Source organism: Streptomyces sp. GMY02, assembly GCF_019056675.1.
GTDB lineage: Bacteria > Actinomycetota > Actinomycetes > Streptomycetales > Streptomycetaceae > Streptomyces > Streptomyces odonnellii.
In genome coordinates, this window is the sequence record NZ_CP077658.1 from 12,252 (window position 1) to 30,976 (window position 18,725).

Below are 18,725 nucleotides of genomic sequence, written 5' to 3' on the forward strand. Positions count from 1 at the left end.
TCCCGGGCTACTCGTATCACGCCACGACGGCTCCGCCATCGACTGGGAGTACCACTCCGGTGACGAACGATGCGGCCGGTGCGGCGAGCTGGGTGACTGCCCAGGCCACCTCCTCGGGGCGGCCGATCCGGGCCAGTGGGGTATGTGCCAACTGCCACTCCCGCACCGCTGCCATCCGCTCCGGCGTCAGGCCCTGATGCTCGCCGATGGGGGTGTCGATCGCGCCGGGGGCGACTGCCACCACCCGGATCCCGCGGAGCGCCAGCTCGACCGCCCAGCTACGGGTCAGCAGCTCCAGAGCCGTCTTGGTAGCCGCATAGACCGAACTGCCGGGCCAGGCCCGCTGCCCCACCGACGTACTGACGTTGACGATCACCCCGCCCGACTTCTCCAAGGGCGGCAGCGCGACCTGGGCGAGCAGGATGGGGGCGACGAGGTTGGTGGCAAACTGAGCTGTGATCATCTCCGGCGTCAGCGAGCCGAGGGCGCCGCTGCGCACGATGCCTGCGTTGTTCACCAGTACGTCCACCCGGCCGTGTGTCTCCAGCACGGCCCGGATGATCCGATCCGGCTCGCCCTCGGCGGTGATGTCGGCGGCCAGCGGCGTGATCCGATCGTGCCTGGCTGCGGTCTCCTTGAGGGGCTCGGCCCGCCGTCCGATCGCGACCACATGGGCGCCCTCAGCGGCGAAGGCGCGGGCAGTGGCCCGGCCGATCCCGGTGCCGGCTCCGGTGACGACGACGATTCTGCTGCTCTGCGGCGCTGTGCTGTTCATGCCTGTCATCGTGCAACCCTGCCGCCAGCGTCAAGGTCAAACAGCGCCTGACGGGCGGTAGTCACCGCCGGTGGTCACCCGGGGCACCGTGACGCCAGGTTCCTCCGGCCGCTTCGGCGAGACGGGTGGTGTGGTCGTCGTTGTAGCCGAGCATCCGGGCGATCACCGGAGCGGGGCCTGGAGGACGAGTTGGCGGATCGCTGCTGTGCGTCCTGGCCGGGCCGGGAAGCCCAGTTGGCGGAGCCGAGGTGCCATGGCTTCCGGGGTCATGGGTTGTCCGGCCCGACGGCCGGGGAAGAGCCATCGGGCATCGGGATGGTCGCGGCCTTGGTGTTCGGTCGCTGCGCCGGTTAGTTGAGCAGCATTCCATCGAACGGGGCGGGAACGGGCGGCGGTGGGTCGCCGAGCCGGACGAGGACTTTGCCGTCCTCGTGCTGGACGTCGTCGCTGCTGAGCCTGGTGATCCGCGTAAGCGGCTGGGCGTAGAGGAGGACAAGGACGGCGGCCGCGTGGTCCTTGAGCGGGATGTCGTCGTGGCTCACGAGCTGTCGTAGCAGCGGGAGCCGTTGGTGCTGGGTGATCGGCGCGGGATTCGCCGTCGAGCAGTGCGGGATGGTGACGGTCGGCGTGTGCTTGGACTGCTCGCTTGAGCCGATCACCAGTACCGCACCAGCGGCAGGTGTCGGCATCCGGGGCGCGTGACCGGCGTGGCGACGACACCCCACCGGCCGCTCCTGGTCCGGGTCGGGTAGAAGGCGATCGATCCGCTTCTCGGTGCTGGATTCCGTCTAGTTTATCAATAGGCGAAAAATTCCCACCAGTGTGGAGTTGCCAGATATCTCAGTTATCTCGGTCCGTGAGCTCCGGCGGCAAATACGATAAAACGGTAAACAGCCGCCGCAAATAAACATCAAACACCCTCTAAATGCCTATTTCGTCAAGAAAGGTTGACAGTGTTCAGTTCGGCTTGAGAGGGTGAAGTGGATCGACATTGCTGTCAAATTGCTTAATTGGCTGCTCCTGGTATGGAGCGCGAGCGTTGACCGGGGTGTGGGGATGTCTGGATCGCGTGATGGCCGTCGTGAACTGATGGCCGGACAGCTTGGCGTATGGCATGCGCAGCAACTGGATCCGGATAATCCGATCTATAACATGGGTGAATACATAGAGATTCACGGAAAGGTGAACACAGAATTCTTTGAGGCAGCCGCGCGAAGAGTCGTCCAACAAGTCGACTGTTTTCGCCTGCGCTTTGAGGGAGCCGCAGACGAAGTCCCGCAGCAGTATTTTGACCTGCGAAGCGATTGGCCGTTTCACGTGATCGACGTGAGCGGTGAGGAGGATCCCCGTTCCAGCGCGGAGAGTTGGATGCGGAAGGACATGCGACGTCCAGCGGATCTCCAGGGCGGTGAACTTTTCACCCACGCTATATTCAAGGTCGACGAAGACCTCTTCTTCTGGTATCAGCGAATGCACCACATCATCGCAGACGGACTCGCAGGAGCCCTGATAGCCGGCAGAGTGGCTGCAGTTTACACGGCACTGTTGGCCGGCGAATCCCTCACGGACGATGCGCTTCCCTCAAGTTCCGTACTGATGGACGCCGATGCGGATTACCGGGCGTCCGCAGAATTCGAACTGGACCGGGAGTACTGGGCGGAGCGTCTTTCCGATCGCCCTGAAACGGTCAGCCTGAGCGGCCGGGAACCTTCCACCACAGCCCATGAACTGACACGTCATACGCTCCATATCCCTCCCGACGCCGCCGCGGGACTCAGAGGCTCCGCACGTCGGCTGGGAACGAGCCTCTCGGGTCTGGCCATAGCCGCGAGCGCTGCCTACCTGCATCGCGCAACGGGACAAGAGGACGTCATTCTCGGGGTCCCCGTAATGGGCAGAACAAGTGCACTGCGGGACATCCCCGGAATGACGGCGAATATCGTTCCTCTGCGCCTCACGCTGCAGCCGAAGGCCACAGTGAGGGAACTCGTGAAGCAGGTGTCTCGCGGAGTAAGAGATGCCTTACGGCATCAAAGATACCGCTACGAGGACATCCTCAGAGACCTGAAGCTGGTAGGGCGCAGCGGACTTTACCCCCTACTGGTCAACATCGTCTCCTTTGACTACGATCTCAGATTTGGTGACTCCCCCAGCAGTGCGCACGGGCTCGGTGGCATAAATTTCAATGACCTGTCGATTTCCGTGTACGACAGGTCATCCGACGGAAGCATATCCGTGGTCGTGGATGCCAACCCGGATCTTTACAGTCGGGGAGCAGTACATGAGCATGCTGCGAAATTCCTTGACGTGATGAACTGGATGGCGCGTTCCACCGCGGAGGCACGCGTACACCAGATCACGTTGATGAGCCGCTCCGAGCAGCGTCTGGTTCTCGAGGACTGGAACGAGACCGCCCGGGAGGTGCCCGCGGCGACGCTGCCGGAGCTGTTCCAGGCCCAGGCCACCCGCACCCCGGACGCGGTCGCGGTGATCTTCGAGGGTATCGAGATGACCTACGCCGAGCTCAACGAGCGTGCCAACCGCCTCGCCCGACTCCTGATCGATCGCGGAGTGGGACCCGAGTTGCTGGTCGCGGTCATGCTGGAGCGCTCCATCGACCTGATCGTCTCTCTCCTCGCGGTAGTCAAAGCCGGCGGCGCGTACGTACCCGTTGACCCGGACCACCCCATCGACCGCATCACCTACCTCCTCACCGACGCCCAGCCCCTCCTGGTGCTCACCAGCAAGAATCTGGCCTCCCGCCTGACCGACAGCCACCCGCCCTACGTGGCCGTCGACGACCCCCGCACCACCACCGCACTTGAGGACCTCCAGGACACCGACCCCACCAACACCGAGCGCCGTACCGCGCTGCTGCCCGCCCACCCCGCCTACGTCATCTACACCTCCGGCTCCACCGGACAACCGAAGGGTGTGGCCGTACCCCACGCGGGTGTCGTCAACTGGCTGACCTGGCTGCAGGGCGCCTACAACTTGACTGCGTCGGAACGGGTGTTGCAGAAAACCCCCTTCGGTTTCGATGTGTCAGTACGGGAGTTCTTCTGGCCGCTGCTCCAGGGTGCGACGTTGGTGGTCGCCAAGCCCTCAGGCCACCGCGACCCCGGGTACCTGGCCGAGTTGATCCAACGCGAACGTGTCACGATCGCGCACTTCGTCCCGTCCCTGCTGGAGGTCTTCCTCCGCGAGCCGGCCGCCGCCGCATGTACCGACCTGCGAGCTGTGTTCTGCAGCGGCGAAGCGCTCCCCAGCGACGTCGCGGGGCAGTTCCGGAACGTACTGGACGTTCCGCTTCACAATCTCTACGGTCCCACCGAGGCGTCGGTCGAGGTCACCGCATGGACGTGTGACAGCGACACCAGCAGGAGCAGTGTCCCCATCGGACGCCCGGTCTGGAACACCCAGGTCTATGTGCTGGACGCGGCGTTGCGGCCGGTGCCGCCCGGGGTGGCGGGTGAGCTGTACCTGGCCGGTGTGCAGCTTGCTCGTGGTTATTTCGGGCGGCCGGGGCTGACGGCGCAGCGGTTTGTGGCCAACCCGTTCACCCCGGGTGAGCGGATGTACCGCACCGGCGACCTCGCACGCTGGAACACCGACGGGCAACTGGAGTATCTCGGGCGGACCGACGACCAGGTGAAGATCCGCGGGTTCCGGATCGAACCGGGTGAGATCGAGGCCGCGCTGACCGCGCATCCGTCCGTGGCCCAGTCGGCAGTGGTGGTACGTGAGGACCGCCCCGGCGACAAGCGCCTCGTCGGCTACCTCGTCCCGGCGAGCGGTCCGGAGGGTGTGGACATCGCCGTAATGCGCAGGCATCTGCAGGGCGTGTTGCCGGAGTACATGGTGCCGTCCGCGCTGATGGTGCTGGAGGCTTTGCCGTTGACGGTGAACGGCAAGCTGGACCGCAGGGCTCTGCCCGCTCCGGACTTGCAGATGGCCGGCGGCGGGCGGGGGCCGGTCACGGTGCAGGAGGAGTTCTTGTGCACGGTGTTCGCCGAGGTCCTGGGCCTGCGTACGGTCGGGGTGGAGGACAACTTCTTCGAACTGGGCGGCCACTCACTGCTCGCGACACGGCTGGTGAGCCGTATCCGGTCGGTCTTTGGGGCCGAGGTGCCAATCCGGGCACTGTTCGAGGCCTCCACTCCGACTGCCCTGGCAGGTCGGCTGACCACCTCCGATACAAGACGGCAACCGCTGGTACGAATTGAGCGGCCGGAACAGGTGCCATTGTCATTCGCACAGCAACGGTTGTGGTTCCTGAGCGAGTTGGAAGGCCAGTCGGCCACTTACAACATCCCGCTCGTCCTGCGACTGAGCGGGTCGCTGAACGTCGACGCTCTGAAGGCCGCTCTGCGTGATGTGGTCGGCCGACACGAGGTCCTGCGTACCGTATTCGCGACGGTGGACGGGCAGCCTTACCAACAGATCCTGCCGGCCGAAAACGCCCCGGTCCCACTCGCGGTCGAACGGGCGGTTGATCTGGAGGCCGCGATCAGCGAGATCGCAGGTCACCACTTCGATCTTGCCAACGAGATCCCGCTGCGGGCCCGGCTGTTCGAAACCGGTCCTGACGAGCATGTCCTGGTGATCACAGTGCACCACATCGCGGGTGATGGATGGTCCCTGGTCCCGCTGACGCGGGATCTGTCGGCCGCGTATGCGGCCCGATCCACTGACCGGGCCCTGGAGCGGGTGCCGTTGGCGGTGCAGTATGCCGACTACAGCCTGTGGCAGCGCGAGCTGCTCGGTGACGAGACCGACCCCGACAGCCTCCTGACCGAGCAGTTGGCCTATTGGCGCCACGCACTGGCCGACCTGCCGGAAGAGCTGGCGTTGCCGTTCGACCGGGCGCGTCCCCCGGTCGTCTCCCATCGGGGTGGCAGTGTCGAACTGGCCATTGACGCGCAGGTGCACCGGGAGTTGGTCGAGCTGGCCCGGGTGCAGGGCGTGACGGTGTTCATGGTGGTGCAGGCGGCGTTGACCGTCCTGCTGCACCGGCTGGGGGCCGGAGACGACATTCCGGTCGGCACCCCCGTCGCCGGACGCACCGACGAGGCACTGGACGATCTGGTGGGGTTCTTCGTCAACACCCTCGTCCTGCGCACGGACCTGTCCGGCGATCCGACCTTCCTGCAACTGCTGGCCAGAACACGGGAAGCGGACCTCGGCGCCTACACGCACCAGGATGTGCCGTTCGAGCGGCTGGTGGAGGACCTGGCCCCGGCCCGGTCGATGGCCCGCCACCCGCTGTTCCAGGTCATGCTCACCCTGCAGAACACCGCCGAAGCGCGTCTCGACCTGCCCGGGCTGAACATCGAGGCACTGCCCGCGGGCGCCCTTCCCGCCAAGTTCGACCTGGACTTCCAGATCGCCGAGCAGATCACCGACGACGGCACCCCGGCGGGCCTGACCGGACTGATTACCTACGCCACCGACCTGTTCGATCCCCCGAGTGTCGAGGCGATCGCGCGGCGCTTCCTCATGGTCCTGGAGGCAGTGACCGCGGATCCGTCGGTGCCGGTCAGCCGCATCGATGTCCTGGACACCGCGGAGCGGGAGCGGATCCTGGTCGAGTGGAACGACACCACCCACGGGGTTCCGCCGACGACGCTGGCCGAACTGTTCGAAGCCCAGGTCACCCGCACCCCCGACGCGACCGCGGTGGTCTTCGACGGCACCGACGTGACCTATGCGGAGTTGAACGCGCGGGCCAACCGGCTGGCACGCGTCCTCGTGGGCAGGGGCGCCCGGCCGGAGGAACGTGTGGCGGTGATGATGGACCGCTCCGCCGACCTCGTCGTCGCGATCCTCGCGGTGGTCAAGACCGGAGCCGCGTACGTCCCGATCGACCCGGCTTACCCCGCCGACCGCATCACCTACACGCTCGACGACGCCCGGACCACACTGCTGGTTACACACCAAGCCATGACAGGCGCAGTGGATGACGGTGTGACGCGCATCGTGACGGATGCCCCGGACACTGAGGCGGCCCTGTCCACCATGGCCGGGGAGAACCTCACGGACCACGAGCGAGGAGCGGCACTCCTGCCCGCCCACCCCGCATACGTGATCTACACTTCCGGCTCCACAGGACGCCCCAAGGGCGTCGTGGTGAGCCACGCAGCAGTCTCCTACTACCTCACCTGGGCAAGCGGCGCGTACCCCGGGTTGAGTGGCCGGACCGTGCTGCACTCGTCTGCTGCGTTCGACCTGACCGTTACACCGTTGTACGGCACGCTGATCTCGGGCGGTGTCCTGCATATCGCGGATATCCGGGATGGGCTTGCCACTGAACTGGCGCCCACCTTCCTGAAGGTGACGCCGAGCCACCTGAGCCTTCTGTCCGAAGAGCCCGCCGGATCCTTCGCCCGGGGAGACCTCGTCGTCGGTGGCGAAAGCCTTGCGGGCGAGCAGCTCACACGGTGGCGGTCCGCGCACCACGACGTCCTGATCACGAATGAGTACGGTCCGACCGAGGCGGCCGTCGGATGTGTCACCTTCACCATCCGTCCCGGGGACCCGGATGTGCCGGGTGGCATCCCCATCGGACGCCCGGTCTGGAATACCCAGGTCTATGTGCTGGACGCGGCGTTGCGGCCGGTGCCGCCCGGGGTGGCGGGTGAGTTGTACCTGGCCGGTGTGCAGCTTGCTCGTGGTTATTTCGGGCGGCCGGGGCTGACGGCGCAGCGGTTTGTGGCCAACCCGTTCACCCCGGGTGAGCGGATGTACCGCACCGGCGACCTCGCACGCTGGAACACCGACGGGCAACTGGAGTATCTGGGCCGTACGGATGACCAGGTGAAGATCCGTGGGTTCCGCATAGAGCCGGGTGAGATCGAGGCCGCGCTGACTGCGCATCCGTCCGTGGCCCAGGCAGCGGTGGTGGTGCGTGAGGACCGCCCCGGCGACAAGCGACTGGTCGGCTACCTCGTCCCCACCGGCGGCAACGGCGGCGCTGACGACAACTCCGCGAGTGTGGATCTTGCCGCGCTGCGCGCTCGTCTTGGCGAGGTGTTGCCGGAGTACATGGTGCCGTCCGCGCTGGTGGTGCTGGAGGCCTTGCCGTTGACGGTGAACGGCAAGCTGGATCGTAGGGCTCTGCCTGTTCCGGACGTGCAGGCGGCCGGTGGTGGGCGGGGGCCGTCGACGGTGCAGGAGGAGATCCTCTGCACCGTGTTCGCCGAAGTCCTGGGCCTGCCCCAAGTCGGCTTGGACGACAACTTCTTCGAACTGGGCGGCCACTCACTGCTCGCGACACGGCTGGTGAGCCGTATCCGGTCGGTCTTTGGGGCCGAGGTGCCGATCCGGGCACTGTTCGAGGCGCCCACTCCGACTGCCCTGGCTGGCCGACTGACCTCCTCCGATACGAGGCGGCGCCCGCTGGTACGAGTGGAGCGGCCGGAGCGGGTGCCGTTGTCATTCGCGCAGCAACGGTTGTGGTTCCTGGGTGAGTTGGAGGGGCCGTCTGCGACGTACAACATTCCTGTGGCTCTGCGGCTGACCGGTGATCTGGACGTCGAGGCGTTGCGGATGGCGCTGGGCGATGTGGTGGCCCGCCACGATGTACTACGTACGGTCTTCCCGACCGATGAGGGCAGGCCATATCAGCAGATACTTCCCCCGCCTTCCTCCTTTGACCTGCCGGTGGTCGAGGCGGGACGGGAGGGTCTGACGGAGGCGGTTGCGAGGCTGGCAGGTCATGCGTTCGATCTGACGGCTGAGCTTCCTTTGCGGGCGTGGCTGGTGCAGTCCAGGCCGGGTGACAGCGTGCTGGTGATGGTGCTGCATCACATTGCCGGTGACGGGTGGTCGATGGGGCCGCTGGCGCGGGATCTGTTGGTCGCGTACGCGGCACGGTCAAAAGGCCAGGCACCCGACTGGGAGCCGTTGGCGGTGCAGTACGCGGACTACACGTTGTGGCAGCGCGAACTGCTCGGTCAGGAGACCGACCAGGACAGCCTGCTGAACCAGCAACTGGGCTACTGGCGAGAGGCTTTGGACGGAGCGCCGCAGGAGTTGGTGTTGCCGTTCGACCGACCGCGGCCGATGGTGGCCTCGCACCGCGGGGGCCGGGTGGAGATACGGGTGCCGGCTGACGTGCATGCCCGGGTGGCCGAGCTGGCCCGCGCCCAGGGTGTGACAGTCTTCATGGTGCTCCAGGCAGCCTTGGCGGTGCTGCTCTCCCGGATAGGCGCGGGCAGCGACATCCCCGTGGGTACCCCGGTTGCTGGACGTACCGATGAGGCGCTGGACGACCTGGTCGGGTTCTTCGTCAACACCCTGGTGATGCGCACTGACCTGTCGGGTGACCCGTCGTTCGTCGGCTTGCTGGAGCAGGTCCGTGAGAACGGCCTGGCGGCGTTCGCGCATCAGGACGTGCCCTTCGAACGGCTGGTCGAAGACCTCGCACCGGCCCGCTCGATGGCCCGCCACCCACTCTTCCAAGTCATGCTCGCCCTACAGAACAACGCCCAGGCCGCCCTTGACCTGCCCAGTATCGACGCGGAACCGTTGCTCGCCGGCGAGCCGGTGGCCAAGTTCGACCTGTCCTTCAACCTGGCCGAGACCTTCCACACCGACACCAGCACCGGTAATCGCCCGGCCGGTCTGCACGGCGCTATCGACTACGCCCTGGACCTGTTCGACCGCGAAACGGTGGAGACCCTGGCCGAACGCTTCGTCCGCGTCCTGGACACTGTCACCACCAACCCCCGACAACACATCAACGCCATCGAGGTACTGGACCCGGCGGAACGGGTGCGGATCCTGGTCGAGTGGAACGACACCGCCCGGAAGGTGCCCGCGGCGACTCTGCCGGAGCTGTTCCAGACCCAGGCCACCCGCACCCCGGACGCGGTCGCGGTGGTCTTCGCCGACATCGAGATGACCTACGCCGAGCTCAACGAGCGTGCCAACCGCCTCGCCCGACTCCTGATCGACCACGGAGTGGGACCCGAGTCGCTGGTCGCGGTCATGCTGGAGCGCTCCATCGACCTGATCGTCTCTCTCCTCGCGGTAGTCAAAGCCGGCGGCGCGTACGTACCCGTTGACCCGGACTACCCCACCGACCGCATCACCTACCTCCTCACCGACGCCCAGCCCCTCCTGGTACTCACCAGCACAGACCTGGCCTCCCGCCTGACCGACAACCACCCGCCCCACGTGGCCGTCAACGACCCCCGCACCACCAACGCACTTGAGAACTTCCAAAGCGCCGACCCCACCGACACTGAGCGCCGTACCACCCTGCTGCCGGCCCATCCCGCCTACGTCATCTACACCTCCGGCTCCACCGGGCAGCCGAAGGGTGTGGCTGTTACTCATCAGGGGCTGTCGAGCCTGGCCGCTGTGCAGGCGGAGGAGTTCGCGATCACGGCGGGTAGCAGGGTGCTGCAGTTCGCTTCGGCGAGCTTTGACGCGGCCATCTGGGAGATGGTGATGGCCTTGTGCAACGGGGCCTGTCTCGTCTCGGCCGCGCCGCACGACCTGCTGCCGGGCCAGGCGCTTGTTCGCCTGGTCGCGGAGCGGTCGGTCACACACGCACTCCTGCCCCCGGCCGTGTTGGCTCTCTTGGAACCGGACAGTCTGCCGTCGATCACGACCCTGATCACCGGCGGCGAAGCCCTCAGCCAGAACCTGGTTGCCCATTGGGCCGGTGGCCGTCGCCTTATCAACGCTTACGGACCGACGGAATCCACCGTCTGCGCCACCACCACCAACTCCCTGTCCGCCAGTGAACACGACACACCGCACATCGGCAGGCCCGTCCCCAACACTCGGGTCTACGTGCTGGATGCGGCGTTGCGGCCGGTGCCGCCTGGGGTGGCGGGTGAGTTGTATATCGCCGGCGCGGGCCTGGCCCGCGGCTACCTAGACCGGCCGGGACTGACCGCGCAGCGGTTCGTCGCGAACCCGTTCGGTGGTCGGGGTGAGCGGATGTACCGTACCGGTGACCTGGCGCGGTGGAACGCCTACGGTCGGCTGGAGTATCTCGGGCGGACCGACGACCAGGTGAAGATCCGCGGGTTCCGGATCGAGCCGGGTGAGATCGAGGCCGCGCTGACTGCGCATCCGTCCGTGGCCCAGTCGGCAGTGGTGGTACGCGAGGACCGCCCCGGGGACAAGCGTCTCGTCGGCTACCTCGTTCCCGCCACCAGTCACACAGGCGGTGTCGATACCGCTGCCCTGCGCGCCCATCTCAGCGCGATGCTGCCGGAGTACATGGTGCCGTCCGCGCTGGTGGTGCTGGATGAGCTGCCGTTGACGGTGAACGGCAAGCTGGACCGCAGGGCTCTGCCCGCTCCGGAGTCGCAGGTGGCCGGTGGTGGGCGGGGGCCGGTCACGGTGCAGGAGGAGATCCTGTGCACCGTGTTCGCCGAAGTCCTGGGCCTGCCCCAGGTAGGCGTGGACGACAACTTCTTCGAACTGGGAGGCCACTCACTGCTCGCGGTGCGGGTGGTGGAGCTGCTGCGTGCCCGGGGGATACCGGTTGATGTGCGGTCGTTGTTCACGGCACCGACGGCTGCCGGACTGGCCGCGTCGGACGGCCGGGCCGAGGTGGCGGTGCCGGAGAACCGGATTCCGGACAATGCCCTGACCATTGCTCCTGACATGCTTCCCCTGGTGGATCTGACCCGCGGGGAGATCGACCGGATCGTGGCCCGGGTTCCCGGCGGAGCGGGAAACGTGGCGGATGTGTACCCGCTGGCTCCGCTGCAGGAAGGGATCCTCTTCCACCACCTGATGGGTGACTCCGGTGACGGGACCGATGTGTATGTGCTGCCGGTGCTGTTGGGGTTCGACTCCCGGCAGCGGCTAGACGGGTTTGTGGACGCACTGCAGAAAGTCGTCGACCGTCATGACATCCTGCGGACCGCCGTCTTGTGGGAAGGACTCCGCGAACCGGTCCAGGTGGTAGTGCGCCGTGCTGCGATCCCGGTGGAAAGCGTCGACTTGCCCGAGGGGCCTGACGATGAGGTGACCGGCCGGATGCTGGCCGCGTGTCCTGGATCGATGGACATCGGCCGGGCGCCGCTGATCCGTGTGTACACGGCGGCCGACCCGGTGAACGGCCAGTGGCTCGCACTCGTTCAGGCCCATCACCTGATCTCGGACCACACCACCCTGGACGTGCTACTGGAGGAGGTGCGCTCGTTCATCGAGGGCCGCGAGGACACCCTGCCCGCGCCTTTGCCGTTCCGGAACTTCGTTGCCCAGGCCCGCCTGCGGGTAGCGCAGGAGGAACACCAGAGGTACTTCTCCACTTTGCTGGGGGACGTGACCGAGCCGACCGCGCCGTTCGGCCTGCTCGACGTCCGCGGCGACGGCACTGGCGTGGCGGAGTCCCGTCGCGTGATGGATGCGCAACTCGCTCAGCGACTGCGGGACCAGTCGCGCCGGCTGGGCGTGAGTCCGGCCACGGTCCTGCACGTGGTGTGGGCGCGGGTTCTGGCAGCCACCGCAGGGCGGGACGATGTCGTCTTCGGTACCGTCCTGTTCGGCCGCATGGCCGCGGGAAGCGGCGCGGACCGCGTTCTGGGCCTGTTCATCAACTCCCTGCCGGTACGGGTGCGGACTCGCGGCGCGCAGGTGATGGACACGGTCCGGTCGGTGCAAAACCAGCTGGCGGACTTGCTCGTCCACGAACACGCGCCTTTGAAACTGGCCCGGCAGGCCAGCGGTATCAAGGCGGACACCCCGCTGTTCACCTCCCTGTTCAATTACCGGCACTCCAGGAACGCTGAGCCAGGGACGGACAGCAGCCTTGACGGCATCGCGTTGCTGTACGCGCAGGAGCGGACGAACTACCCGATCGGGCTGAACGTCGACGACACCGGTGACGGATTCATCCTCACCGTGCAGGCCGCCGAACCCGTCTCGGGTGAATCGCTGTGCGCCATGGTCCATGCCGCCGCCGAAGGCGTCGTCACCGCCCTGGAAACAGCACCGCACCAGCAGATCAGCACGGTGGACGTCCTCGACCCCGCGGAGCGGCACCGTGTGCTGGTCGAGTGGAACGAAACTGCCCGGGAGGTGCCCGCGGCGACGCTGCCGGAGCTGTTCCAGGCCCAGGCCGCACGCACCCCGGACGCGACCGCCGTCGTCTTCGAGGACGTGGAACTGAGTTATGCGGAACTCAACGCCCGCGCCAATCGCCTCGCCCGCCTGCTGATCGACCGCGGAGTGGGACCCGAGTCGCTGGTCGCGGTCATGATGCACCGCTCGGCCGACCTCGTTGTCGCCCTCCTCGCGGTGACCAAGGCCGGCGGCGCCTACCTGCCCATCGACCCGGACTACCCCGCCGAGCGGATCTCGTACGTCCTCAGCGACGCCCGGCCCCTGCTAGTGCTCACCAGTACGGACCTGGCCTCCCGCCTCACCAGCGAAGAGCTGTCGCGCCTGGCCGTCGACGACCCCCGGACCACCATCGCACTTGACGACCTCCAGGACACCGACCCCACCGACACTGAGCGCCACAGCGCCCTGCTGCCGGCCCATCCCGCCTACGTCATCTACACCTCCGGCTCCACCGGGCAGCCCAAGGGTGTGGCCGTCACCCATCAGGGGCTGTCGAGCCTGGCCGCTGTGCAGGCGGAGGAGTTCGCGATCACGGCGGGCAGCCGGGTGCTGCAGTTCGCTTCGGCGAGCTTTGACGCGGCCATCTGGGAGATGGTGATGGCCTTGTGCAACGGGGCATGCCTCGTCTCGGCCGCGCCGCACGACCTGCTGCCGGGCCAGGCGCTTGTTCGCCTGGTCGCGGAACGGTCGGTCACACACGCCACCCTGCCCCCCGCCGCACTGGCTCTCTTGGAACCGGACGGTCTGCCGTCGGTCACGACCCTCATCACCGCCGGTGAAGCCCTCAGCCAGAACCTGGTTACGCAATGGGCTGACGGCCGTCGTCTCATCAATGCTTACGGACCGACAGAATCCACCGTCTGCGCCACCACCACCGACCCTCTGTCCGCCGACGAACACAACACCCCGCACATCGGCACGCCCATCGCCAACACTCGGGTCTATGTGCTGGATGCGGCGTTGCGGCCGGTGCCGGTGGGTGTTGCGGGCGAGTTGTACATCGCCGGCGCGGGCCTGGCTCGCGGCTACCTCGACCGGCCGGGACTGACCGCGCAGCGGTTCGTCGCGAACCCCTTCGGTGTTCGGGGCGAACGGATGTATCGCACCGGCGACCTGGCGAAATGGCGACCGGACGGTGTCCTGTACTTCCTGGGCCGTACGGATGACCAGGTGAAGGTCCGTGGGTTCCGTATCGAGCCGGGTGAGATCGAGGCCGCGCTGCTCGCCCATCCGTCCGTGGCCCAATCGGCAGTGGTGGTACGCGAGGACCGCCCCGGCGACAAGCGCTTGGTCGGCTACCTCGTCCCCGCCAGGGGCAACGGCGGCGGTGACGACAACTACGCGAGTGTGGATCTTGCCGTGCTGCGCGCTCGTCTTGGCGAGGTGTTGCCGGAGTACATGGTGCCGTCCGCGCTGGTGGTCCTGGAGGCTTTGCCGCTGACGGCGAACGGCAAGCTGGACCGCAAGGCTCTGCCCGCACCGGACTTGCAGGTGGCCGGTGGCGGGCGGGGGCCGTCGACCCTGCAAGAGGAGATCCTGTGCACTGTGTTCGCCAAGGTCCTGGGCCTGCCCCAGGTAGGCGTGGACGACAACTTCTTCGAACTGGGCGGCCACTCACTGCTCGCGGTGCAGCTGAGCAACAGGATCCGGACGGATCTGGGGGTGGAGGTCGCGATGCGGGCGCTGTTCGAGGCGCCGACCGTGGCCGGACTCGCACAGCGGCTGACGGATTCGGGTGCGGCACGTCCCGCGTTGGTGGCGATGACACGGCCCAAGGCGGTACCGGTCTCGTTCGCGCAGCAACGGTTGTGGTTCCTGGGTGAGTTGGAGGGGCCGTCTGCGACGTACAACATTCCTGTGGCTCTACGGCTGACCGGTGATCTGGACGTCGAGGCGTTGCGGATGGCGCTGGGCGATGTGGTGGCCCGCCACGAGGTACTACGTACAGTCTTCCCGACCGATGAGGGCACGCCGTATCAGCAGATCCTTCCCCCGCCTTCCTCCTTTGACCTGCCGGTGGTCGAGGCGGAGCAGGAGGGTCTGGCAGAGACGGTTGCCGAGCTGGCGGGTCACGCGTTTAATCTCGCGGCTGAGCTTCCTTTGCGGGCGTGGCTGCTGCGGGTGGGGCCGGGTGAGTGTGTGCTGGTGATGGTGCTGCATCACATTGCCGGTGACGGGTGGTCGATGGGGCCACTGGCGCGGGATCTGTCGGTCGCATACATGGCCCGTACTGCCGGGCGGGCACCCGACTGGGTGCCGCTGGCGGTGCAGTACGCGGACTACACGTTGTGGCAGCGCGAGCTGCTGGGTGAGGAGTTTGACCAGGACAGCCTGCTGAACGAGCAACTGGCTTACTGGCGCAAGGCTTTGGACGGGATGCCGCAGGAGCTGGTGCTGCCGTTCGACCGGCCACGGCCGATGGTGGCCTCGCACCGCGGCGGCCGGGTGGAGATCCGGGTGCCGGCCGACGTGCATGCCCGGATGGCCGAGCTGGCCAACGCCCAGGGCGTGACCGTGTTCATGGTGCTCCAGGCAGCGCTGGCGGTGCTGCTCTCCCGGATGGGCGCGAGCAGCGACATCCCCGTGGGCACCCCGGTCGCCGGACGCACCGACGAGGCACTCGACGACCTGGTCGGGTTCTTCGTCAACACCCTGGTCATACGTACGGACCTGTCAGATGACCCGACGTTCGTCGGCTTGCTGAACCAGGTCCGAGAGAACGGCCTGGCCGCGTTCGCGCATCAGGACGTGCCATTCGAACGACTGGTCGAAGACCTCGCACCAACCCGCTCGATGGCCCGCCACCCACTCTTCCAGGTCATGCTCGCCCTGCAGAACAACGCCCAGGCCGCCCTTGACCTGCCCGGCATTCGCACCGAACCCTTGCCCACCGGCGAACCGGCAGCCAAATTCGACCTGTTCTTCAGCCTGAGCGAAACCTTCCACACCGACACCAACACCGGTGCCGGTGCCGGTACTGGCACCGGTAGTCGTCCGGCCGGTCTGCACGGCGGTATCGACTACGCCCTGGAGCTGTTCGACCGCGAAACGGTGGAGACCCTGGCCGAACGGTTCGTCCGCGTCCTGGACATGGTCACCAGGGAACCGCACCAGCGGGTCAGCGTTGTGGAGGTGCTGTCGGAGGAGGAGCGGCACCGGGTTGTGGCGGAGTGGAACGACACCGTCCAGGAGGTGCCCGAGGCGGCGCTGCCGGAGCTATTCCAGGCCCGGGTCGCGAAGCATCCTGATGCGGTCGCGGTGGTCTTCGGTGACGCTGAGGTGACTTATGCGGAGCTCGACGAGCGTGCGAACCGGCTTGCCCGGTTGCTGATCCGTCGCGGTATCGGTCCTGAGCGTATCGTCGGGCTGGCCATGCCTCGCTCGGTGGACCTGATCGTCGGTCTGCTGGCGGTGCTGAAGTCGGGCGCCGGTTACCTGCCGATCGATCCGGAGTACCCGGCCGAGCGGATTGCCTTCATGCTGGCCGATGCCGTCCCCTCGCTGACGCTGACCACCACAGAGGTTGCCGGGCGCATGGCCACCGGGCCTGCGCTGCTGTTGGACGACCCCGCGGTTGTCGCCGAACTCGGCGCACTGTCGGCCGACGTTCCCGGCGATGAGGAGCGGACCGGTCCGCTGCTGCCGCAGCACCCCGCGTACCTGATCTACACCTCCGGCTCGACCGGGCGTCCCAAGGGTGTGGTGATGTCCTGTGGCTCGCTGGTCAATCTGATGTCCTGGCACGCTTCCGCCATCCCCGCCGAAACCGGTTCGCGGGTCGCTCAGTTCACCGCGATCAGCTTCGACGTGTCGGCCCAGGAGATCCTCTCGGCCCTCCTGGACGGCAAGACCCTTGTGGTACCGGACGAGGAGATCCGGCGTAACCCGGAAGAGTTCGTGGCGTGGCTGCGGGAGCAGAAGGCCACCGAGCTGTACGCCCCCAACATGATGGTGGACGCGCTTGGTGAGGCTGTAGCGGAGCAGGGCACGGACCTGCCGTGGCTGCGCCATGTTTCCCAGGCCGGCGAGGCCCTTGTGCTCAGTGACCGGGTCCGTGACCTGTGCGGGGCAGTCGGGACCGTACTGCACAACCACTACGGTCCGTCCGAGACCCATGTGGTCACCGCCCATACCCTGCCGGCGGACCGGGCGGCATGGCCCGGGGGTACCGCGCCGATCGGCCGTCCGGTGTGGAACACCCGGGTCTACGTCCTGGACCCGGCTCTGCGGCCGGTGCCGGTGGGTGTTGCCGGTGAGTTGTACGTCTCCGGCGCCCAACTGGCCCGCGGCTACCACGCCCGGCCGGGACTGACCGCGCAGCGGTTCGTCGCCGACCCCTTCATCCCGGGTGAGCGGATGTACCGCACCGGCGACCTCGCACGCTGGAACACCGACGGACAACTGGAGTATCTGGGCCGTACGGATGACCAGGTGAAGGTCCGTGGCTTCCGGATCGAGCCGGGTGAGATCGAGGCCGCGCTGAGGGCGCATCCGTCCGTGGCCCAGGCGGCGGTGATGGTGCGTGAGGACCGCCCCGGCGACAAGCGCCTGGTCGGCTACCTCGTCCCCAACGGTGGCAACACCAGCGGTGACGGCAACACCGCCGGGGTTGACCTGACTGCCCTGCGCGTCCATCTCCGCGCGATGCTGCCGGAGTACATGGTGCCGTCCGCGCTGGTGATCCTGGAGAGTCTGCCGCTGACGGCGAACGGGAAGCTGGACCGACGGGAACTTCCGGCGCCGGACTACATTTGGTCCGCGCCGGTCCGGGAACCCTCATCGGTCCAGGAGGAAATTCTGTGCAGAATTTTTGCCGAAGAACTGAACGTGCCTCACATCGGCGTCGATGACAACTTCTTCGAATGCGGCGGACATTCACTTCTGGCGGTCAAGCTGGTGAGTCGAATTCGTTCGATCATGAGTGTCGATGTCTCCGTCCAAATGCTGATGGAAGCACCCAGCGTCGCGGGACTCGCACATCGGCTCAGCCTTCCCGCGATGAAGGACTCGCTTCGTACGCTTCTCCCCATCAGAACGCACGGGAGCCGGCCACCCCTCTTCTGTGTCCATCCGCGATCCGGGCTGAGCTGGTGCTTCGCACCTCTGGCCGGATTCGTACCTCCTGGTATTCCCTTGTACGGCCTGCAGGCGCGGGATGTCGACGGCGCGGGTGAGTTGCCGGGATCCATCCGGCAAATGGCGGAAGAGTACGTCAAAGAGTTGCGCACCGTGCAACCGTCCGGTCCGTATCATCTGCTGGGGTGGTCGATGGGAGGCCGCGTAGCTCAGGAGATGGCAGTACAACTGCAGGAAGACGGCCAGCAAGTAGCACTCATCATCATGGGAGGCTATGCACCCGCCCCATTCGGCACACTCAACTTGGACGAGACCGGCCGGGAATCTGTAGATCTTACCCGCCAAGCGATTCAAGAACGTGACGGCAACGACCACAACGATCAGACGGATGCATCGGCAGTACTCGACGAGGCACCTTCTCTCCGCGATCTCGCCGGACTTCCGGACTACTTCCGCAGCGAGATCTCAGAAGAAGAGGCTGAAGTAAGGGCGAGAATCATTGCAAACAATACTCGTATCTATGTGAAGCATTATCCTCGCAGATTTCACGGCGATCTTCTGTTTATTTCGTCGGACGAACTCGAGGACGGTTCGGGGCGCGCCATGTGGCAGCCCTATACCTCCGGCCGAATAAGCGAGTCACGGTTGCCTTGTTCTCACGACGAAATGGCCGATCCCCCCATGCTCTCTCTGCTTTGGGATTCAATTGATGGTTGGCTGTCCACGGCAAAGGACAGAGACTCGTTCGGCTGAGCCCACTCCGATACTTCTACCTTTG

At 66.5% G+C, this 18,725-nt stretch carries 3 protein-coding genes; 1 reads left to right on the forward strand and 2 read right to left on the reverse strand.

The annotated features are described in order from the left end of the window. Positions 1-16: 16 nt before the first annotated feature. Positions 17-784 carry an SDR family NAD(P)-dependent oxidoreductase gene (locus tag KQY30_RS00060; RefSeq protein ID WP_217304959.1) on the reverse strand — a complete coding sequence of 256 codons (768 nt, stop codon included), beginning with the start codon at positions 782-784 and terminating at the stop codon, positions 17-19. A gap of 341 nt (positions 785-1,125) precedes the next feature. Next, positions 1,126-1,464, reverse strand: coding sequence for a hypothetical protein (locus tag KQY30_RS00065; RefSeq protein ID WP_217304960.1), 339 nt, complete (start codon positions 1,462-1,464; stop codon positions 1,126-1,128). A gap of 400 nt (positions 1,465-1,864) precedes the next feature. Here KQY30_RS00065 and KQY30_RS00070 point away from each other — a divergent pair, with 400 nt between their 5' ends. After that, entirely contained in the window at positions 1,865-18,700 is a 16,836-nt protein-coding gene (locus tag KQY30_RS00070) for a non-ribosomal peptide synthetase (RefSeq protein WP_254407502.1), read from the forward strand. Positions 18,701-18,725: the final 25 nt, after the last annotated feature.